Source organism: Devosia sp. 63-57 (assembly GCF_001899045.1).
In the GTDB taxonomy this organism is placed as follows: domain Bacteria; phylum Pseudomonadota; class Alphaproteobacteria; order Rhizobiales; family Devosiaceae; genus Devosia; species Devosia equisanguinis.
In genome coordinates this window covers 504743-527034 of record NZ_MKUY01000003.1, presented here as the reverse complement: position 1 = coordinate 527034, position 22292 = coordinate 504743, and the positions used below count along the sequence as shown (strand labels likewise).

Sequence of the window (22292 nt, the reverse complement as noted above, 5' to 3'; positions counted from 1 at the left end):
AAGAATTAGGCATACAGTGCCCAAGTAGAATCAACTTTACTTGGGGAGTCTTTTGGCATGATGAAGCGTCTATCTGCCGAAGCTTTTGGTACATTCTGGCTGGTCTTCGGAGGCTGCGGATCGGCTGTGCTGGCCGCCGGCATTCCGGAGCTGGGCATCGGCTATGCCGGTGTCGCTCTGGCCTTCGGCCTCACCGTCCTGACCATGGCCTATGCCGTGGGGCATATTTCCGGCGGCCATTTCAATCCCGCCGTTTCGCTCGGCCTCGCCATTGCCGGCCGGTTCCAGTTCAAGGATCTGCTGCCCTATTGGGCCGCGCAGATCATCGGTGGTGCCCTGGGCGCAGCCGTGCTTTTTCTCATCGCCTCGGGCAAGGTGGATTTCGTGGCCGGCGGCTTTGCCTCCAATGGCTATGATGCGCTGTCACCGCATGGCTATGGCATGGTGTCGGTGCTGCTGATCGAAGTGGTGCTCACCGCCTTCTTCCTCCTGATCATTCTCGGCTCGACCCATGGCAATGCCCCGGTCGGTTTCGCCCCCATTGCCATCGGCCTGGGACTGACCTTGATCCACCTGATCTCGATCCCGGTCAGCAATACGTCGGTGAACCCGGCACGCTCCATCGCAGCCGCGCTGTTCGCGCAGAACGGCGCCCTGGGTCAGGTCTGGCTGTTCATCGTCGCGCCGCTGGTCGGCGCCGCCATCGGTGCCGTGATCTGGAAGACGCTGCTCGCGCGCGACTGACCATCGGAGGCGTTGGGTGCTTCCCAACCACCGTTCCGCCCTCGGGCTTGACCCGAGGGCTTTTCTCAAAAGGCGCTAAAGTCCAATTACTGAAACGCCGTCTCCGCAAAGCTGCGCAGTTTGCGCGAATGCAGTCGCTCGGCCGGCTGGTCGCGCAGGATTTCCATGGCCCTGAGCCCCACCTGCAAATGCCGGTTGACCTGCGTGCGATAGAAGTCGGACGCCATGCCCGGCAGCTTCAGCTCGCCATGCAGCGGCTTGTCGGAGACGCAGAGCAGGGTGCCGTAAGGGACGCGGAAGCGGAAACCATTGGCGGCGATGGTCGCCGATTCCATATCCAGCGCCACAGCACGTGACTGGCTGAGCTGACGGGTGATCGCCGTCTGGTCCCAGAGCTCCCAATTGCGGTTGTCGAATGTCGCAACGGTGCCGGTTCGCATGATCTTCTTGGTTTCGATCCCCTCGGTCTGGGTGATCTCTTCCACTGCCTGTTCCAGCGCCACCTGCACTTCGGCCAGTGCCGGAATGGGGACGGAAAGCGGCAGGTCGGCGTCGAGCACATGGTCCTCGCGCACATAGGCATGGGCCAGCACATAGTCGCCCAGCTCCTGCGAATTCCTGAGCCCGGCGCAGTGTCCCAGCATGATCCAGGCATGGGGGCGGAGTACCGCGATATGATCGGTAATGGTCTTGGCGTTGGACGGGCCGACGCCGATATTGACCATGGTTATGCCTTTGCCGCGCTCGGCCACCAGATGATAGGCGGGCATTTGCGGCGTGCGCACCGGCACGGTGCCGGACACGCCGCCGCCGGTCAGCATGTTGTCTGTCACCACGTTGCCGGGCTCGACGAAGCGCTGATAGACCGAATGACCGTTCTTGAGGTGGTCCTTGGCGATACGGCAGAACTCGTCGATGTAAAAAGCGTAGTTGGTGAAGATCACGAAGTTCTGGAAGTGCTCGGCGTCGGTGCCGGTATAGTGCGACAGGCGGAACAGCGAATAGTCCACGCGCGGCGCGGTAAAGGCCGAAAGCGGGTAGGGTCCCCCACGCGGCGGCACATAGGTGCCATTGGCGATTTCGTCGTCTGTGTTGCCCAGGTCGGGCGCGTCGAAAAGGTCGCGCAGCGGAATATCGAGCGCGTTGAGCGTGGCGCCATCGACATGCTGGCGCAGGCCCAGGGCGTAATGCAGCGGAATGGGTGTCTCCGATTCGCCCACATCGATGGTGCCGCCGTGGTTCTTCAGAATCACTGCGAACTGCTCCTGCAGATAGCCCTTGAACAGGTCCGGCGCGGTTACCGTGGTCCGGTAGATGCCCGGCGTGTGCAGATAACCATAGGGCAGGGTGCTCTCATGCTTGGAATAGCTGGTGGAGCGCACCTCGACCTGCGGGTAGAAGGCGCGCACCCGGCCCGGCGGGACGACGCCATCGGTCAGGCCTTCGAGATGGCCGCGGATAAAATCGCAATTGCGGTGATAGATATGGGCCACATGCGCCCAGGCTTCGGCCGGATCGGTGAAAGACTGCTTCTCAAGACGGGGCGGCGTGAGGGTGGTCATGTATATCCTCTGTTGCGGTCCTGCGGGTCGGGCCTGCCTAGGCTAGGAATCGTCTTCGATGCAGCTCGACTATATCGCGATCAAGACAGTTTTGTTGAGCGGACATGCTAAGCCATGCATTGGCCTGTTGGCCACCAAGCCGGAAATAATCGCGCAAGGGGGGAACTGATGGAAAAGGACAATCCGGGACTGATCATGCCGCCGCCATTCTATCCGGCGCTGTCCTGGCTGGCAGCGCTCGGCCTGCAATGGCTTCACCCGCTGCATCTCATCCCGCCCTTCGGTCTGTCGAGCTGGGCCTTCTGGCTAGGGCTGCTTCTGGCTGTCGCGGGTTTTGCCGTCGTCAACCGGGCCATTGCGGCCTTCCAGGCGGCGGGCACCAATGTCATGCCCAGTCAGCCGACGCTGGTTGTGGTTTCGACCGGCCCCTATCGGTTCAGCCGCAATCCCATCTATATCGGCTGTCTGATGCTGCATCTGGGCCTGACGCTGATGGCCGGTCTGAACTGGGGGCTGCCGCTATTGCCGCTGGTTTTGGTGGCGTTTCACCTTCTAGCGGTGTTGCCTGAAGAGCGTTATCTGCAGCGCAAGTTCGGAGACAGCTATACGCGCTACCAGGCGGCGACGCGACGCTGGCTCTAGCATTCTCACACTTCGGTGAACCGCTCTTTTCTCGCCGCAATTGACCCCCATCTTCTGGTCAGTTCATCGGCATACGCAAGCGACCCATGCAACCGATGAGCGGGAGGCGGTCCGCCGCTTGTCCCCCAAGCCCTCAACAGCGCGGTGGACCGCTTCCCCCCAGCCGCCCGGCAGCAATGCCGAGGCGGCTTTTTGTTATTTCTTCTGCTTGCCGGTGTAATCCAGCACGGTCTCGGGATTGATTTCGCCGTCATAGCTGGCATCGACGTCGTAGCGCACCAGCACGAACTCGCCCTCGCGAAACGCCCAGGTCCCCGAGGAACTGGCGTCGCTAATGCCGCGCCACTTCGAAAACGAGGTGATGGTCTTGGTTTCGGGATCGAAATCGGAATTGACCAGCACCAGCGTGCTGCTCATGCCGATCACCGGCACCTCCAGCAACTTGCCCTCAAAGTCCTCATCCTCATATTGCGGGTCGACCATGGGCATGGCGAAGGACAGTGGTGTCAGTCCCTCGAAATCGCGGTGAATATAGTAGGCGTGGTTGATGTTGTAGGCCCCGGCCATGCAGAACAGGCGGATGAGCGTAACCGTCTCTTCTTCGGCATCCGGGCTCCAGTCGGGCTTGTAGGTGAAGGTCCAGCTGGCGAAGTCCTCGCCTTCGGGAATGAAGCCGTCATTGAGCGCGCACCATTCGCCGCCGGCCAGGGCGTGAAGCGCCCGCGCCTGCTGTTCCAGCGAAGCCTCTTCGGCGAGGGCGGGGCTGAGTGAAAGCGCCGCCAGCGGCAGCCAAAGCAATGGACGGATCATCCTCTATCCCTTATGTCGAAGCCGAAACGCGGGAGCGATTTCCCGCGCCTCCATTCAAGCAGATCGAGGCCGATATGACCGCAAAAATCATCGATGGCAAAGCATTCGCAGAGAATTTGCGCGTTCGTATTGCCGGCCATGTCGAGCGCCTCAAGGCCGAGCACGGCATCACGCCTGGCCTCGCCGTGGTCATCGTGGGCGAAGACCCCGCCAGCCAGGTCTATGTCTCTTCCAAGGCCAAGCAGACTGCCGAAGTCGGCATGAACTCCTATAAGCACGAGCTGCCCGCCGACACGCCCGAGGCCGATCTGCTGGCGCTGGTTCACCAGCTCAATGCCGACCCGGCGGTGCACGGTATTCTGGTGCAGATGCCGGTGCCCAGGCATATCGACGCCAACAAGGTCATCGAAGCCATCGACCCGGCCAAGGATGTCGACAGCTTTACTCCGGCCAATGTCGGCAAGGTGCAGATCGGGCTGCCGGGCCCGGTCTCCTGCACCCCGCTCGGGTGCCTGATGCTGCTGCGTGATGAGCTCGGTTCGCTCGAGGGCAAGAACGCCGTCATCGTCGGCCGCTCCAATCTCGTCGGCAAGCCGATGATGCAGCTGCTGCTGCGCGACAATTGCACGGTGACCGTCGCCCATTCGCGGACCAAGGACTTGCCCGAGGTGGTGCGCCGCGCCGATATCGTGGTGGCCGCCGTCGGCCGCCCGCAGATGATCAAGGGTGACTGGATCAAGCCGGGCGCCGTGGTCATCGATGTTGGTATCAACCGCATCCCGGCCCCCGAAAAGGGCGAGGGCAAGACCCGTCTCGTCGGCGATGTCGATACCGCCGCCGTGGCCGAAGTCGCCGCCGCCATCACCCCGGTTCCGGGCGGCGTCGGCCCGATGACCATTGCCTGCCTCTTGGCAAACACCATCACGACCGCTTCGCTGATCAACGGCCTCACCCCGCCGAGCGATCTCACCGCATGAGTGCTGATCTGCACGATCCCGGCGGCAAGGTGCGCCTGCGCCTTGCCGAGGGGGTTCGCGGCGACGCCGTGATGAGCGCCGATGGTCGCTATCGCCAGCTCATGCGGCGTTGGCTCGGCGACGTCTTTCCGGATCACTACATCCTCTTCATCGGCATGAACCCGTCCACCGCCGATGCCAGCGTCGACGACCCCACCTGCGCCCGCGAATGGACTTTTGCGCGACGCGAGGGGTTTTCGGCCATGGTCAAATGCAATGTCGGCGACTATCGCGCTACCGACCCCAAAATGCTTGTCGCACCGGGCGTCGAGGCGGTCTCACCAGCCAATATTCCTGCCATTTTAGAAGCCGCCAAAGGGGCAGGGTGCGTCGTGCTCTGCCACGGCAAGCTCAACAAGGCCCTCGCCCCAGCTGGCCGGGAATTGGTCCAGGCCCTGCGCGCCGATGGCGTCGCCCTCTGGTGTTTTGGCACCAATGCCGATGGCTCGCCCAAGCACCCGCTTTACCTGCGCGCCGACACGCCGTTACTGCCGTTTCCGGATTAGTGGCTAGGCTTTGGGTGTCCTGCCGAGCTTGCTCTCGATGATCGCTAGGACTCTCTCGGTCGCGGCTCGGCCTTCCTCGATAGCCTCGGCAGCGCGGTGGAAATCCATGAGTCCGATATCGACGACGCGCGGCAGGATCAGGGCATGCGGCGGCTCTCCGGCCAGCCGCGAGCGTGTGATGTGGTCCTGCATGATGTTGAGCGCATTGCCCAGCACATCGAAATAGCCTGGTGCCGCACCGCCATTGCCGAACAGCTTGAAGTTGGCCGCCTGGCTCGCCAGCGCCGTCGGCATGGTCTTGACCATTGACAGCCAATTGGTTGCTTTCTGCGCGTCCGTTTTATCAACCGCATCAGGGGTGACCGCGATCTCGGGCAGCAGGCGGCGGCCCAGCAGGTCTTCGTTGAGATTGACCGCGATGATGAAGTCGGCTCCCATGGCCCGGCACAGCGATACTGGAACCGGATTGACCAGCCCGCCATCCACGAGCCATTCACCTTCCACATCCACCGGGCTGAAAATGCCCGGCATGGAGATCGAGGCGCGAATGGCCCGGACCAGCTTGCCCTGCCGCAGCCAGACTTCCCTGCCAGTCGTCAGATCGGTGGCCACCGCGGCAAATGGCAGTTTGAGATCTTCGATTTGCGGGGCAATCTTGAGGCCACCCAGCCATTCGGCAATGCGTACGCCATCGACCAAGCCGCCGCCAAGAAAGCCTACATCGACCAGTGAGGCGACGATACGGCGGTCCGCTGATAGCGCCCAATCGCGCAGGGCGGCGTGGCGGCCGCTGGCATAAACGCCGCCGACCAGGGCCCCCATCGAGGTGCCGGCGATGATATCGGGCTCGATGCCTGCTGCCACAAGCGCGTCAAGCACGCCCACATGCGCCCAGCCACGTGCGGCACCGCTTCCCAGGGCCAGTCCGATCTTTGGTTTGCGCATAAGGCTGTCCCCGATTCTGTTTCGGGGAGGATAAGCCGATGTCCTAGGACGCTCCAGCCAGATAGAACATGCGTGCGACAGTATGGTCGCGAAGCGCCTGTGCCGGCAGTTTTCCGGTCAGCGCCAACACCACTTGTTGTGGGTCCCGCACCGCGCTGGCGTCGACCACCACGCGTTTGAATGCTGGCCGCATGTCGCGACGGTGTTCTTCAAGCAGGTTGTAGAGAAGTGCCCGCACATCGGTTTGCCCCGCACAGGCCAGGCAGACATCGCCATCGTCATGCCCATGCCCGGAATTGGCCGGCAGCCGGATCAGTGCCGTGTCACTATCCAGCGGCACGAGTTGGCCCGGCTGGGTGATGAGGGTGACGGGGATTTGCTGCGTCATGACATTTGTCCTCAAGGCCCCCACCGGACTCTCCCTGATTACGGTGGCACTTTGTGCGTTCCACGGCCTCGGCTCCAGCGCTCCCTTTCCTTGAGGGGGAGGGAGGCGAAAGGGCCCTGCCTACTCCGCCGCCACCTTGCCCGGCATATAGTTCAAAATCGGCGCCAGCCAGCGTTCGACCTCTTCCACTTCCATGCCCTTGCGCTGGGCATAGTCGATCACCTGGTCGCGCTCGACCTTGGCCACGCCGAAATAATATGCGTCGGGATGGGCGAAATACAGTCCCGACACCGACGAGCCTGGCCACATGGCATAGCTCTCCGTCAGTTCCACGCCGACCGTGTTCTCCGCGTCCAGCAGGCGGAACAGCGTGGTCTTCTCGGTATGATCCGGCTGGGCCGGATAACCGGGCGCCGGGCGAATGCCCTGATAGGTTTCGGCGGCAAGCTCTTCGGGCGCCAATGTTTCGTCGGCGGCATAGGCCCAGAATTCGCGGCGCACGCGCTTGTGCATATATTCGGCCATGGCCTCGGCATAGCGGTCGGCCAGCGCCTTCACCAGAATGGACGAGTAGTCGTCATTGGCCCGCTCGAAGCGCTCGGCAATGGCCACTTCGCCCAGACCTGCGGTGACCACGAAGCCGCCGAGATAATCGGGCTTGCCGGTCTCGAGCGGCGCAACGAAGTCGGACAGCGCCATATTGGGCTTGCCGTCGCGCTTGGATAGTTGCTGGCGCAGGGTGAAGAAGGTCGCGAGTTCCTCGCTGCGATCCTCGCCGGTGAAGAGTTTTACGTCATCGCCCACCGCATTGGCCGGCCAGAACCCGACCACTGCCGAGGGGGCGAACCATTTTTCCTCGATGATCTGCTGAAGCATCTTCTGGGCGTCGGCCCACAAGGCGCGAGCGGCTTCGCCCTGCTTCTCATCCTCGAGAATGGCCGGATAGCGCCCCTTCAGCTCCCAGGTCTGGAAGAAGGGCGTCCAGTCGATATATTGGGCCAGTTCCGCCAGGTCGAAATCCTTGAACACCCTTGTGCCGAGGAATGTCGGCGCGGGCGGTGCATAGGCGGCCCAGTCCGGCTTGAAAGCATTGGCCCGCGCGGATTCGAGCGGCAGGCGCTTTTTCTCCTGTTCGGCCCGCTCATGCGCCGCCGCTGCCTTGGCATATTCGGCGCGCACCTGGTCGATGAAGGTCACCTTGGTATCGTCCGAAAGCAGGTTGGACACAACGCCCACCGCGCGGCTGGCATCGTTGACATAGACCGCCTGCCCACGGGCATAGCGCGGGTGAATTTTCACCGCCGTATGCACGCGGCTGGTGGTCGCCCCACCGATCAGCAGCGGAATGTCAAAACCTTCGCGCTCCATTTCAGAGGCGACATGCACCATCTCGTCCAGCGAGGGGGTGATGAGGCCGGAGAGCCCGATGATGTCGACATTCTCCGCCTTTGCCGTTTCCAGGATTTTCTGGCTCGGTACCATGACGCCCAGGTCGATGATCTCGTAATTGTTGCAGGCCAGGACCACGCCGACGATATTCTTGCCGATATCGTGCACATCGCCCTTCACTGTCGCCATTAGCACCTTGCCGGCGCTCTGGCGGCCGCTGGCATCGCCATTGGCCAGCTTTTCTGCCTCCATGAATGGCATGAGATAGGCCACGGCCTGCTTCATCACGCGGGCCGACTTCACCACCTGCGGCAGGAACATCTTGCCCGAGCCGAACAGGTCGCCGACCACGTTCATGCCCGCCATCAGCGGGCCTTCGATGACGTGCAGCGGCCGGTCATAGGCCAGCCGCGCTTCCTCGGTATCGGCCTCGATATATTCGGTCACGCCATTGACCAGCGCATGGCTGATGCGCTCACCCACCGGCAGCTCGCGCCAGCTCAAATCCTTGGCCTTGCCGGCGCCGCCGCCCTGGCCCTTATAGCGCTCGGCCAGTTCCAGCATGCGATCGGTAGAATCGGCACGGCGGTTGAGGATCACGTCCTCGCAGGCGTCGCGCAGTTCCTTGTCGATGCTCTCGTAAACCGCCAGTTGCCCGGCATTGACGATGCCCATGTCCATGCCATTCTGGATGGCATAGTAGAGGAAGACGGCGTGCATCGCCTCGCGCACCGGCTCATTGCCGCGGAACGAGAAGCTGAGGTTGGAGATGCCGCCCGAAATATGCACATGCGGCAGGTTCTGGGTGATCTCGCGGGTCGCCTCGATGAAGTCGACACCGTAATTATTGTGCTCCTCGATGCCGGTCGCAACAGCGAAGACATTGGGGTCGAAAATGATGTCCTCAGGCGGGAAACCCACCACTTCGGTCAGGATCTTGTAAGCGCGGGCGCAGATTTCGACCTTGCGCTGCTTGGTATCGGCCTGTCCGGTTTCGTCGAACGCCATGACCACAACGGCAGCGCCATAGGCTTTCACCAGTTTGGCATGATGGATGAACTGCTCTTCGCCTTCCTTGAGCGAGATCGAGTTCACCAGCGCCTTGCCCTGCACGCATTTGAGGCCAGCCTCGATCACGTCCCATTTGGAACTGTCGATCATCAGCGGCACCTTGGCGATGTCGGGCTCGGCGGCAAGCAGGTTCAGATAGTCGATCATCACCTGCTTGGAGTCGATCAGGCCTTCGTCCATGTTGATGTCGATGACCTGGGCGCCATTGGCCACCTGGTCGCGTGCCACATCGAGCGCGGTGGTATAGTCGCCGGCGGTGATCAGCTTCCTGAACTTGGCCGAGCCGGTGACATTGGTGCGCTCGCCGATATTGACGAAGGGAATGTCCTTGGTCAGCGTAAACGGCTCCAACCCGGCCAGGCGCAGCTTGCGCTCGATCTCGGGCACCTGGCGCGGCCGGTATTGCGCCGCCATTTCGGCGATGGCGCGGATATGGTCGGGCGTCGAGCCGCAGCAGCCGCCGACAATGTTCAGCAAGCCGTCGCTGGCAAAGGCCTGCAGCTGCTGCGCCATCTGCTCGGGCGTTTCGTCATAGGCGCCCATTTCGTTGGGCAGGCCGGCATTGGGATAGGCGCAGATGAAGGTATCGGCGACGCCCGAGAGTTCGGCAATGTGGTCGCGCATCAGGTCGGCGCCCAGCGCGCAATTGAGCCCGATGGTGATCGGCCTGGCGTGGCGGATCGAGTACCAGAAGGCGGTCGGCGTCTGGCCCGACAGGGTGCGCCCGGACAGGTCGGTAATGGTGCCCGAGATCATGATCGGCACGTCGATGCCGCGTTCCTCGAACAGCTTTTGCGCCGCGAATATGCCGGCCTTGGTGTTGAGCGTATCGGTAATGGTTTCGAACAGCAGGAGGTCGGCGCCGGCATCGACCAGCCCGCGCACCGCCTCGCCATAGGCCTCGACCAGATCGTCGAAACTGATCGATCGATGGCCGGGATTATTGACGTCGGTGGACATGGACGAGGTCTTGGTCGTCGGTCCGAGGGCGCCGGCGACGAAGCGGCGGCGACCATCGGTCCGCTCGGCGCGCAGGGCGGCGCGGCGCGCTACCACCACGCCCTGATAGTTGATGTCGTAAACCGCGCTTTCGCAGGCATAGTCGGCCTGCGCCACCGAGGTGCCGGAAAAGGTGTTGGTCTCGACGATATCGGCACCGGCCATGTAATAGGCGTAGTGAATATCCTCGATCATGCCGGGTTCGGTGATCACCAGCAGATCGTTATTGCCCTTGAGCGGATGGCTCCAATCCTTGAACCGCTCGCCGTGGAAATTCTCCTCCGTCAGCCCCAGCCGCTGGATCATGGTGCCCATGGCGCCGTCGAGAATGAGGATGCGCTCTTCCATGGCCTTGGCCAGGGCGGCGCGCACTTCCTGCCAATCGGGCAGAACAGGAGTTTCGGCGGTCGGGGCGGGGGAGGGGCTCATTGCCGTCCTCTCTTTCTTAGGGGCAGGCGCGCGAAGGTGTCGACGCATCACATAAAGATATCTTTATATCAGTCAAGCGCCAAGCAATGATCTCTCGATGTCGGCGGCATTTGGCGAAAATGATACCCGCCGCCGTAACCGCCCATTGGCCTTAACCTCCCCTAAACCGTAAAATTGTTCCTTTCTGTGAAAACCGGCCCATCCGCCTTATCGTCGCGCGCGAATAGTTGTGGTTTTGTAGAGAATTGCCCCTGTGACGACCTCCTGGCGCAGCGCCGTCCGCATCCTCGCCCTTGCAACGCTGATCGTGCCCATGGTGGCCGCCTGCGCCACTGGTGGCGGGCTGGGTGCCACCGTCAAGCGCGGGGCCTTTACCTCCAAGGAATATGGGGTCGCCGCCTCTCCACGCGTCACCAATAATCCCAACCCGCCCAAGGGTGGCGGGCGCTATCAGGTCGGCAAGCCCTATACGGTGCGCGGCAAGACCTATGTGCCCGAGCACAATCCGAGCTATACTGCCAGCGGCCAGGCCTCCTGGTATGGCTCAGATTTCCATGGCCGGCGCACCGCCAATGGCGAAATCTTCTCCGCCAATGCCATCACCGCTGCCCATCCGACCCTGCCGCTGCCGTCCTATGTCCGCGTCACCAATACCGGCAATGGTCGCTCGATGATCGTGCGCGTCAACGATCGTGGCCCCTATGTGGCCGGCCGCATCATCGACCTCTCGCATCGCGCCGCCGAAATGCTCGGCTACGTCAATAACGGCTCGGCCAGCGTCAAGGTCGAATATGTGGGGCAGGCGCCGCTCGAGGGCGACGATACCCGCATGCTGGTCGCCAGCTATGCCGGCCCGGCCGATTTCGGTCGCGGCAATATCCAGGTCGCCTCCAGCGAGAGCAATCGCAGCCTCGTCGGCATGACCACCAATTTCATCAGCGGCCTGTTCTCTTATGCCGATACCACCCCGCAGCAGGTGGATGCCGGCATCGGCACTGCCCATGCGGCGGTCAATGCCATGGCCAGCCAGTCACCGGAATTGCAGGCTTGGGCGCAAAGCGTCGATGCCGGTGCGCGCCACGTCAAGATCGGCCTGGGCATCTATGCCGATCCGGAAAACACCGAACGGCTGGTCGAGGAATTCGCCGTACTTGCCGCGGTGGACGAGGAGCCCGTCAAGGTCGGTGGCCGCGACGCCACCAAGCTCACCGTGAGCTACCTCAAGCCCGGCGTCGGTCAACAAGATGTGCTCGACCTGGCGCAGAAACTTGGCCTTACCAACGTCATTCTTTATTAATCATCGGGGCAGGGGCGCATATAGTCCGGTCCAGGGGCTCGAGACACAAGGACTTGCCGCATGAGACTGTTGATCGTCATTGCAGCACTTCTGGCTCTGGTGATCCCGGCCGCCGCTCAGGTCGATTTCGACACCAAGGCGCGCTACGCCGTGCTGATGGATTATGAATCCGGCACGGTGATCTTCCAGAAAGACGCCGATACGCGTCTCGAACCGGCCAGCATGACCAAGCTCATGACCCTGGCCGTGGTGTTCAACGAACTCCGCGCCGGCCGCATCAGCCTCGAGGACAAGTTCTTCGTCTCCGAAAATGCCTGGCGTACCGGCGGCGCGGCCTCCGGCGGCTCCACCATGTTCGCCGAGCTCAATTCGCAGATCCGGGTCGAAGACCTGATCCGCTCGGTCATCATCCAGTCGGGCAATGACGCGGCCATTATCCTGGCGGAGGGCATTGCCGGTACCGAGCCGACCTTCGCCACCATGATGAACCAGCTGGCCGGCCAGATCGGGCTCGACGGTTCCCATTTCACCAATTCCACCGGCCTGCCGGACCCAGAGGAATATTCCACTGCCCGCGATTTGGCTGAGCTCGGCCGCTATCTCATCCGCGAATTTCCCGAATTCTATCACTACTTCTCCGAGCCGGAGATGGAGTGGAACAAGATCAAGCAGTCCAACCGCAATTCGCTGATCGATGTCGGTATCGGCGTCGATGGTCTCAAGACCGGCCATACCACGGCGGCGGGCTATGGCGTGGTGCTGTCCACCGCCCAGGGCGATCGCCGCCTCGTCGCCGTGGTTCATGGCCTCACATCCATGCGCGAACGCGCCGAAGAGGGCCGCAAGCTCCTTACCTGGGGCCAGCGCGCCTTCGAGCGCTTCGCGCCCTATCCGGCCGGCAGCGTCGTTGCCCATGCCGATGTCTATGGCGGCGAAACCGGCAGCGTCGGCCTCGTCGGCAAGGGTGAAATCGCGCTCTACCTGCCGCGCGGCTCGCGCCAGTGCCTTTCGGCCACCGTCAACTATACCAGCCCGCTGCTGCCCCCGGTCCGCCAGGGCGACCAGATCGCGGAACTGCGCGTCTTCTGCAACGACCAGCTGGTTCAGACCGCCCCGCTCTACGCCAATGAAGACGTCCCCCAAGGCGACCTCGTCCGCCGCGCCACCGACGCCCTGAAGCAGTTGGCCTTGGGCTGGCTTTAAGCCATCCGCTGCTCGGTGTCTGTGTAGGCCCCCACCTAACCTCCCCCTTGAGCAGGGGGAGTGACCCATTAAGCGCACCGCACTCGCATCGAGCACCCCTTCTCCTCCCCCTCCTTCAGGGGGAGGCCGGGTGGGGGGCGGAGAGCCCCAAAACCCGCACCCCGCCCATCAATCTCTCTCGCGAGTCTTTTCGCGGGGCCTTTGCTGACCTAAAAGGAATGCGACCAAGGAATCAGCCTGCCAATGCTTGAAGCGCCACACCGCCACCCGGCCCGGTTCATCACCTTTGAAGGTGGGGAAGGCGTCGGCAAGTCGACGCAGGTGCGTCGCTTGCTGGTCAATCTGGATCGCCATTCCATCAGCGCCGTGCGCACGCGCGAGCCCGGTGGCACGCCCAAGGCGGAAGCCATCCGCTCCTTCATCCTGCAGGGGCGCTCGGAAGCCTGGGGCGCCGGCGCCGAAGCTGTGCTCTTTGCTGCCGCGCGCCTCGACCATGTCAACCAGTTGATCGCCCCAAACCTGGCCAAGGGCACCTGGGTGATCTCGGATCGCTTCTGCGACTCGACCCGCGCCTATCAGGGCCTGACCGGCGGGGTCGACGACACGCTCATCGACGCGCTCGAAGTGCTGGCGCTTGACGGCCACACGCCCGATCTCACCATCGTGCTCGACATGGACCCCGAAATCGCCTTCCAGCGCGTCGCCCAGCGCGCCGTCGAAGACGGGCTGGCGCTGACCGGCGACCGCTTCGAGAAGGAAGAGCTCGACTGGCACAAGCGGCTGCGCCAGAATTTCATTGATATCGCCCGCAACAATCGCGACCGCTGCTACGTCATCTCCGCCAATCAGAGCGAAGACGCGATCGAGCAAGCGATCTGGGAGCTGGTCACCGACCGCTTCCCCGAACTATCCGACGGGCCCGCGGCGTGACCGATCCCACGGCGCTTCCTGACCTGCCGCTGCCCGAACAGCGGCAATTGGCCATTGGCCACGATGCCGCCCGCCAGGCCATTCTGGCGCAGTTGGGCGAGGGGCGTCTGCCCGGCGCCATCATGCTGCATGGGCCGCAGGGCATCGGCAAGGCGACCTTGGCGTTCGAACTGGCCGCCACCATCCTCACGACCACCGGCGACGAGCCCGCGCACCGCGTGCGCGAGCAGGTGCAGGCCATGTCCCATCCCAATCTCTCGGTGCTGCGCCGCCGTCCCAAGGACGCCAAGGGCTACTACACCGTCATCCGCGTCGAGGATGTGCGCGAACTGCGGGACGCGCTGCACCACACCCGTGGCCGCGCCGGCCACCGCATCGCCATTCTCGACTCCATCGACGACTGCAACCCGTCCGCCGCCAATGCGCTGCTGAAGACGCTGGAAGAGCCGCCGGCCGACACCACATTTTTCCTTATTTCCCATCGCCCCGGCTCGCTTCTGCCCACCATCAAGTCGCGCTGCCACAATCTGGCGCTGCGGCCGCTGGCCGGCGGTCAGGTGCGCGATCTCGTGGCCGCCAGCGTTGCCGATCTCGATGCCGAGACGCTCGACCGCGCCGTGCAGCTGGCCGGTGGCCGGCCGCGCCGTGCCTTTGAAACCCTGGCGCTCTCGGAGGCCTCGCCGGTCGGAGCATTGCTGGCCTGGCTGCAAGATCCGCTCGCCATGCCCAATGCCGTGCATCTGCAACTGGCCGATGCATTGGGCAGCGACGCGCAGGGCACCGACATGTCCTTTGCCCGCGAAATCCTCGCCGATTGGATGGCCACCGAAATGCGCGAGGCTGCCATTGCCGGTGTGGATCGCAGGCGTCTTGCCTCCGCCACTGACCTATGGGACAAGGCCAGCGCACTTCTGGGCGAAGCCGACAGCGTCAATCTCGACATGAAGCAGACGCTGGCGGTTATTTTCGACGCCATAAGGAAGCACTGCGCCATTTCCGCCGTTCCCGTTGAGCCAGCATGACCGCCAAGCCCTTTTACGTCACCACCGCGATTTCCTATCCCAATGGCGCCCCCCATATCGGGCATGCCTATGAGATGATCGCCACCGACGCCATCGCGCGTTGGAAGCGTCTGGAAGGCCGCGAGGTCTATTTCCTGACCGGTACGGACGAGCATGGCATCAAGATGGTGCAGACCGCCGCCAGGGAAGGCATTCCGGTGCGCGAACTGGCCGATCGCAATGCCGGCGAGTTCCGCAAGCTCGCCGCGGCGCTCAATCTCTCCAATGACGACTTCATCCGCACCACCGAGCAGCGCCACCATGAGGCGTCGCAGGCCATCTGGAAAAAGATGGCCGACAGCCACAATGGCGATATCTTCGAGTCCACCTATAAGGGCTGGTACTCGGTGCGCGACGAGGCCTATTTCGACGAGGACGAGCTGACTGAAAAGGACGGCAAGCGTTTTGCCCCCTCCGGCGCCGAGGTCGAGTGGGTCGAAGAGCCGACCTATTTCTTCGCTCTCTCCGCCTATACCCAGAAGCTGCTCGATCTCTACGAGGCCAATCCCGATTTCATCGCCCCCAAGGAGCGCCGCAACGAGATCATCTCCTTCGTGAAGGGCGGATTGCAGGACCTTTCGGTCTCCCGCACCACCTTCGACTGGGGCATTCCGGTCCCCGGCGCCGAGGGCCATGTGATGTATGTGTGGGTCGATGCGCTCACCAATTACATTACCGGCGTCGGCTATCCCGACGAGCAGAGCGAACTGTTCAAGAAGTTCTGGCCCGCTGACCTGCACGTTATCGGCAAGGACATCATCCGCTTCCACACCGTCTATTGGCCCGCTTTCCTGATGAGCGCCGGCCTGCCGGTGCAGCATCGCGTCTTCGCCCACGGTTTCCTCACCGTCGACGGCCAGAAGATGAGCAAGTCTCTGGGCAATGTCATCGACCCGTTCCATCTGGTCGAAACCTTCGGCCCCGACGCCATCCGCTATTTCTTCCTGCGCGAAGTTTCCTTCGGCAATGACGGCGACTATTCCAACGAAAAGCTGGTCAACCGCGTCAATGCCGATCTGGCCAACAATCTGGGTAATCTGGCGCAGCGTTCGCTGTCGATGATCAACAAGAACTGCGAGGCCCAGGTGCCCGTATTCGGGGCGCTCACCGAGGCCGACAATGCCATCATCGCCGAGGTCACCGAGGCACTGGCTGCGGCGCAGCAGGCCATGGATCAGCAATTGGTGCATGAGGCCACCGGCGCCATCATCGCGGCGCTGAGCTCGGCCAATAACTACTTTGCCGGCCAGGAGCCCTGGGCGTTGAAGAAGACCGATCCGGCTCGCATGGCCACGGTTCTCTATGTCACCGCCGACACCGTTCGCCGCCTCGCCATCCCGATGCAGGCCTTCGTGCCGGCATCCGCCGCGCGCTTGCTCGACCAGCTGATGGTGCCCGCCTACCAGCGCGGCCTGGCCGATGCGGTCGCGGTCAATGCTCTCGTCCCCGGCACCGAACTGCCCGTGCCGCAGGGCGTCTTTGCCCGTCTCGAAAAGCCGGCGGAATAAGATGCTGATCGATAGTCATTGCCATCTCGACTTCGAAGCGCTGGCCGCCGATATCGACGGCGTCATGGCACGCGCCGCCGCGGCCGGGGTCACCGGCATGGTCACGATATCCACATGGGTGGATAAGTTTTCCACCTATGCCGATATCGCGGAACGTTTCCCGAACGTCTGGTGTTCGGTCGGCACGCATCCGCACAATGCCGATCAGGAGCTGCATATCCAGACCGAGGACCTGGTCCGGCTAAGTGCCCATCCGCGCTGCATTGCCATCGGCGAAGCCGGTCTCGACTACTTCTACGACAATGCCCCACGCGAGGCGCAGGAGATCGGACTGCGCCGGCACATCGCCGCCGCGCGGATCACCGGTCTTCCACTGGTTATCCACAGCCGCCAGGCCGATGACGACATGGCCGCCATCCTCGAAGAAGAGACCGGGCAGGGGGCCTTCCCCTTCGTGCTCCATTGCTTCACCGCCGGCATGGACCTGGCGCAGCGCGCGCTGGCGCTCGGTGGCTACATCTCCTTTTCCGGCATCATCACCTTCAAGAATGCCAAGGAAATTCAGGACGTCGCGGCCATGGTGCCGGCCGATCGCTATCTGGTCGAAACCGACGCACCTTATCTCGCGCCCATTCCGCATCGTGGCCAGTCCAACGAGCCGAGCTTCGTGCGTCACACCGCCGAGAAGGTCGCCGAAATTCGCGGCGTCACGCTTGAGCAGGTTGGTCGCGAAAGCACCGCCAATTTTGGGCGGCTGTTTGCCAAGTCCGGCGTAATGTAAGGCCATGGCCGCGCCGGATCGCATCATCGCCACCATTCTGGGCTGCGGTTCGTCCGGCGGCGTGCCGCGCATCGGCAATGATTGGGGCATTTGCGATCCCGACGAGCCGCGCAATCGCCGTCGCCGCTGCGCGCTGCTGATCGAAGGCTGGCGCGACGGCGAGGCGGAACCCACCCGCATCCTGATCGACACCGGGGTCGACCTGCGCGAGCAATTGCTCGACATGGCGGTCAACCGCGTCGACGCCGTGTTCTACACCCATGAGCACGCCGACCATACCCATGGCATCGACGATTTGCGCGTCCTGGCGCTGCTCAACCGCAAGCGGGTCGATGTCTATTTCACCCCCGAATGCGGTGCCCGCATCCGCGAGGCCTTCGGCTATTGCTTCACCACCCCGGCGGGCAGTTCGTATCCGCCCATTCTCAATGCCCACGAAATCGCCGCCGGCGACACCATTTCGGTGACTGGCCCGGGCGGCACGCTCGATATCAGCGCCTTCCTGCAACTGCATGGCGATATCAATTCGCTGGGCTTCCGCGTCGCCGATTTCGCCTATAGCTGCGATCTCTCGGGCTTTCCCGAACAATCGCATGCCGCCATTTCCGGGCTGTCGCTCTGGGTGCTCGACGCCCTCCGCCCGACTCCGCATCCAAGCCATCTGAGCCTGCCGGAAAGCCTCGACCTCATCACCCGCTTCCAGCCCCGTCAGGCCGTGCTCACCGACATGCATATCGACCTCGACTATGCCCGCACCGAAGCCGAGACGCCCGCCAATGTCACCCCAGCCTTCGACGGCATGCAGATCGATGTACTGAGTGGAGAAATCTTGAACCGGTAGGGGTGGAGCCCGTCAGGTTCTTCTCAAAACCCATCCAGCGGCAGCGCATCCACCAGCGCGCCCACCGCTTGCCCCGGATCATGCTCCGGCTGCACGATCAGCATATCCGCATGCGCCAGCGAGGAGGTATGCCCGCTATCGGTCTGGGAAATCGGCAGCAATTTGGGCCCGGTCGGCGCGTGCAGCAATTGCGCCCGCATGAAATGCCGGCGCGCCGTATTGGCCGGTGTCGGCCCGGCCAGCGGCAGGCGCCAGTGCGTCGGTTCGGCGACACCCTGCCAGCGGCGCAGCGCCGGCTTGATGAAAACCTGCGCCGTCACCATGGCCGAAACCGGATTGCCCGGCAGCCCGAACACCAGCGTCTTGCCGTGCATGCCGAACATCAGCGGCTTGCCGGGCCGCATATTGATGCGCCAGAAATCCAGCGTCACGCCCAATTGCTTGAGCACGTCCTGCACCAGGTCATGTTCGCCCACCGAGGCGCCGCCGGTGGTCACCACGATATCGGGCGCGTCGGCGAACACCGCCGCGAGCCTCGAGCGCAGTGTTTCCGCGTCATCGGCAATAATGCCGTGATCCCGCACCTCGGCGGCATAGGGCGCCAACATTGCGGCCAAGCCAAAGCTGTTGGAGGCCACGATCTGGTCCGGTCCCAGCGCCTGACCGGGCAGCACCAATTCGTCGCCCGTCGCCACCAGCGCGATGCGCGGACGTGTGGCGACGCTCAGGGCCGGATAATTGGCCGCAGCGGCGACCGAAATCTGCATCGGTGTCAGCCGCGTTCCGCGCTCGATCAGCATCTGTCCGGTGGCGAAATCATTGCCCCTGGGGCGCACGCTGTGACCGGGCCGGGCAGGGGCCGTAAAGCGCACGGTGTCACCCTCGCGAACCGCCTCCTCCTGCATGATCACCGTATCGGCTCCAGCCGGAACCGGCGCACCGGTAAAGATGCGCACGGCTTCGCCGGGGCCCACCGTCCCGGCAAAACCGGCGCCGGCCTGCGACATGCCGATGACCTTGAGCGAAACGCCCTCGCTCACGTCAGCGGCGCGCATGGCGTAGCCGTCCATGGCGCTGGCGTCGAAGGGCGGCTGGTCGTGCTGGGCGATGACATCGGCTGCAAGCACCCGACCCACGGCGTGGTTCAGCGCTACCGCTTCCGGCGCCACGTCGGGCACGCGCGCCAGAATGGCCCTGAGGGCCGCATCGACGGGCAAGAGGCTCATGGCTGGCGCACGAAATCGCCGGACTTGCCGCCGGATTTTTCCACGAGGCAGATATCCGACACCACCATGGCGCGGTCGATGGCCTTGGCCATGTCGTAAAGCGTTAGGGCGGCGGTCGAGGCCGCGACCAGCGCCTCCATTTCCACTCCGGTCTGGCCGGTGGTCTCAGCCGTCGCGTCGATGCGGATGGCACCCTCGCCATCGCCCGCAATCTCGACGCTGACCTTGGTCAGCGCGATCGGGTGGCAGAGCGGGATCAGTTCGGACGTTTTCTTAGCCGCCATGATGCCGGCAATGCGCGCGACGGCCAAGGCATCGCCCTTTTTTAGCCCACCGCCGAGAATGGTGGCGATGGTCTCTGCCTGTCCAGTCAGTCGCGCCTGTGCCACGGCGCGGCGGCGAGTAACGGCCTTGTCGCCGATATCGACGATATGGGCCTCGCCCCGCGCATTGAGGTGGGTCAGGCGCGCCTCGGTCATCAGCGCACGGTCTCGGGGGCGCCCATCAGCAAGGCGCGGGTGGCCGCCACCACATCGTCCTGCCGCATCAGGCTTTCGCCCACGAGGAAGGTGCCGACGCCACAGCGTTCGTCCAGCATCTTCACATGCTCATGGGTGACGATGCCGCTTTCGCTGACCAGCATCACGTCCGCAGGCAGGCCGGCCGACAGGCGCACTGTGGTTTCGAGCGAGGTCTCGAAAGTGCGCAGATTGCGGTTGTTGATGCCGATGAATTTGGCATCGAGCCCCAGCGCCCGGTCGAGCTCGACCTGGTCATGCACTTCAACCAGCGCGTCAATGCCCCATTCCTGGGCGGAATCGAGCAGGTAGCGCGCCACGTCGTCATCGACGGCTGCGAGAATGATGAGGATGCAGTCGGCGCCCCAGGAGCGGGCCTCGGCCACCTGATAGGTTTCGAACAGGAAGTCCTTGCGCAGCACCGGCAGCCGCGTGGCGGCGCGGGCTTCGATCAGATAGCTGGGCGAGCCCTGAAAGCTCGGCCGGTCGGTCAGCACCGAGAGACAGGCCGCGCCGCCGATCTCGTAGTCCCGGGCAATCTGGGCCGGGTTAAAATCGGCGCGGATCAGCCCCTTGGAGGGGCTAGCTTTCTTCACTTCGGCGATCAGGCCATAGTCGCCCTTGGCGCGCTTGTCCTTGAGCGCCTTCAGAAAACCGCGCGGCGCTGGCTGGTCATGCGCCTCTGCCACCACCTCGGCCCAGGGACGCATGGCTTTTGCCGCGGCGATTTCTTCGCGCTTATAGGCTTCGATCTGCTTGAGAAAGTCGTTCATTCGGCTCGTCCGTTCGATGCCGCCACCAGGCGGGCGAGTGTCTGTTTGGCCTTGCCGCTGTCGATGCTTTCGCGCGCCATGGCGATGCCGTCTTCTATGCTGCTCACCTTGTCGGCGACAAAAAGGCCCGCCCCGGCATTGAGCAACACGGTTTCGCGATAGGCGCCCGGGGCGCCGTCGAACAGGGCGACAATGGCGGCAGCATTCTCCGCCGGGTCACCGCCCAGAAGGTCCTTGGGATCGGTCAGCTTGAGGCCGACCTGCTCAGGATGCAGCTCGAAGCTGCGCAAGTCCCCACCCATGATCTGGGCTACAAAATTCTGGCCCGAGGTGGAAAGCTCGTCCAGCCCCTCGCTCGAATGTACGACCCAGGCCTTGATCGCCCGGTTGGCCAGCAGCGCAGCCGCCACCGGTTCCACCCATTCCTGCGCATAGACGCCCAGCAGATAGCGCCGGACGCCTGCCGGGTTGGACTGCGGCCCCAAAAGATTGAACAGGGTGCGCACCCCGATCTCTGCGCGCGCGGGACCGACATGACGCATGGCCGGGTGATGATTGGGCGCGAACATGAAGCCGATGCCGGCTTCGGAAATGGTCCGGCCGATCTCCTCGGGGTTGAGGTCGAGCTTGACCCCCAGCGCCTCGAGCGCCTGCGACGAGCCGGAGCGTGAGGACAGGGCCTTGTTGCCATGCTTGGCCACGGGCACGCCAGCGGAGGCGACCACCAGCGCGGTGGCCGTGGAGATATTGAGGCTGCCGACGCCATCGCCACCGGTGCCGACGATGTCGATGGCATCCTCGGGCGCACTGACAGGGACCATCTGCTCGCGCAGGATCGACACGGCGGCGGCGATTTCACCGACGCTTTCGCCCTTGATGCGCATGCCCATGAGGAAGGCGCCGATCTGGCTTTGCGTGGCCTCGCCCTTCATGATGATGCGCATGACGCCGCGCATTTCCTCGCCGGTCAGGTCCTTGCCAGCCGCGATCTTGTTGAGCGCTTGCTTGATGTCCATCACGCGGCCTGCTTTCCATTGAAGTCGCGGGCGATGTTGAGGAAATTCTGCAGCAGCGCATGGCCGTTTTCCGACGCGATGCTTTCGGGATGGAACTGCACGCCATGGATGGGCAGGGTCTTGTGCTGCATGCCCATGATCAGCCCGTCATCGGTCGTTGCCGTCACTTCGAGCACATCGGGCAAGGTCTCGGCCCGCACGATCAACGAGTGGTAGCGCGTCGCCTCGAAGCCGGCATTGAGGCCGCGGAAAATGCCCTTGCCTGTATGGTTGATCTTGCTGGTCTTGCCATGCACCAGGTGCGGCGCCCGGATCACTTCGCCGCCCAGCGCCTGGCCCATGGCCTGGTGACCCAGGCACACGCCGAGCATGGGTATCCGCGCCTTGAAGCGGTCGATGACCGAAAGGCATATGCCCGCCTCATTGGGCGTGCAGGGGCCGGGAGAAAGCAGGATCGCCTCTGGCGCCATGGCGGCGATTTCTTCGATGGTGATCTTGTCGTTGCGGCGCACGGTGATATCTGCGCCGAGCTCGCCCAGGAAATGGACGAGGTTATAGGTAAAGCTGTCGTAGTTATCGATGACGAGGGTCTTGGTCATTTGGGCCTGCCTCAGGAGAGTGGGTTCTGGTGACGTCG

Annotated in this window: 21 protein-coding genes; 11 read left to right on the top strand and 10 right to left on the bottom strand. The window is 63.4% G+C overall.

The window, feature by feature from the left end; translation table 11 throughout:
- Positions 1 to 57: 57 nt before the first annotated feature.
- Positions 58 to 744: an aquaporin Z gene (gene aqpZ, locus BGO80_RS02710; protein ID WP_286718902.1), complete on the top strand. Its 687-nt coding sequence runs from the start codon at positions 58 to 60 to the stop codon at positions 742 to 744.
- Positions 745 to 830: 86 nt separating this feature from the next.
- On the opposite strand, the gene BGO80_RS02705 is transcribed toward aqpZ, so the two are convergent.
- Positions 831 to 2306, bottom strand: a complete 1476-nt coding sequence (locus tag BGO80_RS02705) for an AMP nucleosidase (protein ID WP_286718900.1) — start codon at positions 2304 to 2306, stop codon at positions 831 to 833.
- A gap of 168 nt (positions 2307 to 2474) precedes the next feature.
- Here BGO80_RS02705 and BGO80_RS02700 point away from each other — a divergent pair, with 168 nt between their 5' ends.
- Complete coding sequence (locus BGO80_RS02700; protein ID WP_286718899.1) at positions 2475 to 2948, top strand: methyltransferase family protein; 474 nt, start codon at positions 2475 to 2477, stop codon at positions 2946 to 2948.
- Between the two features lie 195 nt (positions 2949 to 3143).
- On the opposite strand, the gene BGO80_RS02695 is transcribed toward BGO80_RS02700, so the two are convergent.
- Complete coding sequence (locus BGO80_RS02695; protein WP_286718897.1) at positions 3144 to 3758, bottom strand: DUF1176 domain-containing protein; 615 nt, start codon at positions 3756 to 3758, stop codon at positions 3144 to 3146.
- A gap of 74 nt (positions 3759 to 3832) precedes the next feature.
- On the opposite strand from BGO80_RS02695, the gene folD reads away from it, so the two are divergent.
- Both folD and BGO80_RS02685 read left to right on the top strand, forming a co-directional pair.
- A complete protein-coding gene (gene folD, locus BGO80_RS02690; protein ID WP_286718895.1) occupies positions 3833 to 4735 on the top strand; it encodes a bifunctional methylenetetrahydrofolate dehydrogenase/methenyltetrahydrofolate cyclohydrolase FolD in 903 nt (300 codons plus the stop codon).
- Positions 4732 to 5280, top strand: coding sequence for a DUF1643 domain-containing protein (locus BGO80_RS02685; RefSeq protein WP_286718894.1), 549 nt, complete (start codon positions 4732 to 4734; stop codon positions 5278 to 5280). Before folD ends, BGO80_RS02685 begins: the two co-directional genes overlap by 4 nt.
- Positions 5281 to 5283: 3 nt before the next feature.
- Here BGO80_RS02685 and BGO80_RS02680 read toward each other — a convergent pair whose 3' ends face one another.
- The 3 genes from BGO80_RS02680 to metH all read right to left on the bottom strand — a co-directional run bounded on the left by BGO80_RS02680 (position 5284) and on the right by metH (position 10501).
- Entirely contained in the window at positions 5284 to 6225 is a 942-nt protein-coding gene (locus BGO80_RS02680; RefSeq protein ID WP_286718892.1) for a patatin-like phospholipase family protein, read from the bottom strand.
- A gap of 43 nt (positions 6226 to 6268) precedes the next feature.
- Positions 6269 to 6613 (bottom strand): hypothetical protein, encoded by a 345-nt coding sequence (locus tag BGO80_RS02675; RefSeq protein ID WP_126151989.1) that lies wholly within the window; start codon positions 6611 to 6613, stop codon positions 6269 to 6271.
- A gap of 120 nt (positions 6614 to 6733) precedes the next feature.
- Positions 6734 to 10501: a methionine synthase gene (metH, locus tag BGO80_RS02670; RefSeq protein ID WP_286718889.1), complete on the bottom strand. Its 3768-nt coding sequence runs from the start codon at positions 10499 to 10501 to the stop codon at positions 6734 to 6736.
- A gap of 253 nt (positions 10502 to 10754) precedes the next feature.
- Between metH and BGO80_RS02665 the strand changes: the two genes are divergently transcribed.
- From BGO80_RS02665 to BGO80_RS02635, 7 genes are all read left to right on the top strand, one after another.
- Positions 10755 to 11798 carry a septal ring lytic transglycosylase RlpA family protein gene (locus BGO80_RS02665; RefSeq protein WP_286718887.1) on the top strand — a complete coding sequence of 348 codons (1044 nt, stop codon included), beginning with the start codon at positions 10755 to 10757 and terminating at the stop codon, positions 11796 to 11798.
- Positions 11799 to 11858: 60 nt separating this feature from the next.
- Entirely contained in the window at positions 11859 to 13001 is a 1143-nt protein-coding gene (locus tag BGO80_RS02660; RefSeq protein WP_286718885.1) for a D-alanyl-D-alanine carboxypeptidase family protein, read from the top strand.
- A 243-nt stretch (positions 13002 to 13244) separates the two neighbouring features.
- The gene (gene tmk, locus BGO80_RS02655; protein WP_286718884.1) at positions 13245 to 13931 is read left to right on the top strand and encodes a dTMP kinase; all 687 of its coding nucleotides are present in this window, start codon (positions 13245 to 13247) and stop codon (positions 13929 to 13931) included.
- Complete coding sequence (locus BGO80_RS02650) at positions 13928 to 14953, top strand: DNA polymerase III delta subunit-related protein (protein WP_286718882.1); 1026 nt, start codon at positions 13928 to 13930, stop codon at positions 14951 to 14953. The genes tmk and BGO80_RS02650 overlap by 4 nt, the downstream gene beginning before the upstream one ends.
- Positions 14950 to 16500, top strand: a complete 1551-nt coding sequence (gene metG, locus BGO80_RS02645; protein ID WP_286718881.1) for a methionine--tRNA ligase — start codon at positions 14950 to 14952, stop codon at positions 16498 to 16500. The genes BGO80_RS02650 and metG overlap by 4 nt, the downstream gene beginning before the upstream one ends.
- A 1-nt stretch (position 16501) precedes the next feature.
- The gene (locus BGO80_RS02640; RefSeq protein ID WP_286718879.1) at positions 16502 to 17281 is read left to right on the top strand and encodes a TatD family hydrolase; all 780 of its coding nucleotides are present in this window, start codon (positions 16502 to 16504) and stop codon (positions 17279 to 17281) included.
- Between the two features lie 4 nt (positions 17282 to 17285).
- On the top strand, positions 17286 to 18122 hold the full coding sequence (locus BGO80_RS02635; protein ID WP_286718877.1) for an MBL fold metallo-hydrolase: 837 nt from the start codon (positions 17286 to 17288) through the stop codon (positions 18120 to 18122).
- A 23-nt stretch (positions 18123 to 18145) separates the two neighbouring features.
- Here the strand turns inward: BGO80_RS02635 and BGO80_RS02630 are convergent, their stop codons facing one another.
- The 5 genes from BGO80_RS02630 to BGO80_RS02610 are packed head-to-tail and all read right to left on the bottom strand — an operon-like array spanning position 18146 to position 22254.
- Complete coding sequence (locus BGO80_RS02630; protein WP_286718875.1) at positions 18146 to 19348, bottom strand: molybdopterin molybdotransferase MoeA; 1203 nt, start codon at positions 19346 to 19348, stop codon at positions 18146 to 18148.
- Entirely contained in the window at positions 19345 to 19827 is a 483-nt protein-coding gene (gene moaC, locus BGO80_RS02625) for a cyclic pyranopterin monophosphate synthase MoaC (RefSeq protein WP_286718874.1), read from the bottom strand. The genes BGO80_RS02630 and moaC overlap by 4 nt, the downstream gene beginning before the upstream one ends.
- Entirely contained in the window at positions 19827 to 20639 is an 813-nt protein-coding gene (gene trpC / locus BGO80_RS02620) for an indole-3-glycerol phosphate synthase TrpC (RefSeq protein WP_286718873.1), read from the bottom strand. Before trpC ends, moaC begins: the two co-directional genes overlap by 1 nt.
- Complete coding sequence (gene trpD / locus BGO80_RS02615) at positions 20636 to 21658, bottom strand: anthranilate phosphoribosyltransferase (protein ID WP_286718871.1); 1023 nt, start codon at positions 21656 to 21658, stop codon at positions 20636 to 20638. The genes trpC and trpD overlap by 4 nt, the downstream gene beginning before the upstream one ends.
- Entirely contained in the window at positions 21655 to 22254 is a 600-nt protein-coding gene (locus BGO80_RS02610) for an anthranilate synthase component II (RefSeq protein WP_286718869.1), read from the bottom strand. The genes trpD and BGO80_RS02610 overlap by 4 nt, the downstream gene beginning before the upstream one ends.
- Positions 22255 to 22292: the final 38 nt, after the last annotated feature.

Coding starts and splice junctions, on each gene's coding strand:
- BGO80_RS02660 (WP_286718885.1), top strand. CDS start 11,859: ATGAGACTGTTGATCGTCATTGCAGCACTTCTGGCTCTGGTGATCCCG.
- moaC (WP_286718874.1), bottom strand. CDS start 19,827: ATGACCGAGGCGCGCCTGACCCACCTCAATGCGCGGGGCGAGGCCCAT.
- folD (WP_286718895.1), top strand. CDS start 3,833: ATGACCGCAAAAATCATCGATGGCAAAGCATTCGCAGAGAATTTGCGC.
- BGO80_RS02705 (WP_286718900.1), bottom strand. CDS start 2,306: ATGACCACCCTCACGCCGCCCCGTCTTGAGAAGCAGTCTTTCACCGAT.
- tmk (WP_286718884.1), top strand. CDS start 13,245: ATGCTTGAAGCGCCACACCGCCACCCGGCCCGGTTCATCACCTTTGAA.
- BGO80_RS02675 (WP_126151989.1), bottom strand. CDS start 6,613: ATGACGCAGCAAATCCCCGTCACCCTCATCACCCAGCCGGGCCAACTC.
- BGO80_RS02630 (WP_286718875.1), bottom strand. CDS start 19,348: ATGAGCCTCTTGCCCGTCGATGCGGCCCTCAGGGCCATTCTGGCGCGC.
- trpC (WP_286718873.1), bottom strand. CDS start 20,639: ATGAACGACTTTCTCAAGCAGATCGAAGCCTATAAGCGCGAAGAAATC.
- BGO80_RS02695 (WP_286718897.1), bottom strand. CDS start 3,758: ATGATCCGTCCATTGCTTTGGCTGCCGCTGGCGGCGCTTTCACTCAGC.
- metH (WP_286718889.1), bottom strand. CDS start 10,501: ATGAGCCCCTCCCCCGCCCCGACCGCCGAAACTCCTGTTCTGCCCGAT.
- BGO80_RS02635 (WP_286718877.1), top strand. CDS start 17,286: ATGGCCGCGCCGGATCGCATCATCGCCACCATTCTGGGCTGCGGTTCG.
- aqpZ (WP_286718902.1), top strand. CDS start 58: ATGATGAAGCGTCTATCTGCCGAAGCTTTTGGTACATTCTGGCTGGTC.
- BGO80_RS02640 (WP_286718879.1), top strand. CDS start 16,502: ATGCTGATCGATAGTCATTGCCATCTCGACTTCGAAGCGCTGGCCGCC.
- metG (WP_286718881.1), top strand. CDS start 14,950: ATGACCGCCAAGCCCTTTTACGTCACCACCGCGATTTCCTATCCCAAT.
- BGO80_RS02700 (WP_286718899.1), top strand. CDS start 2,475: ATGGAAAAGGACAATCCGGGACTGATCATGCCGCCGCCATTCTATCCG.
- BGO80_RS02685 (WP_286718894.1), top strand. CDS start 4,732: ATGAGTGCTGATCTGCACGATCCCGGCGGCAAGGTGCGCCTGCGCCTT.
- BGO80_RS02680 (WP_286718892.1), bottom strand. CDS start 6,225: ATGCGCAAACCAAAGATCGGACTGGCCCTGGGAAGCGGTGCCGCACGT.
- BGO80_RS02610 (WP_286718869.1), bottom strand. CDS start 22,254: ATGACCAAGACCCTCGTCATCGATAACTACGACAGCTTTACCTATAAC.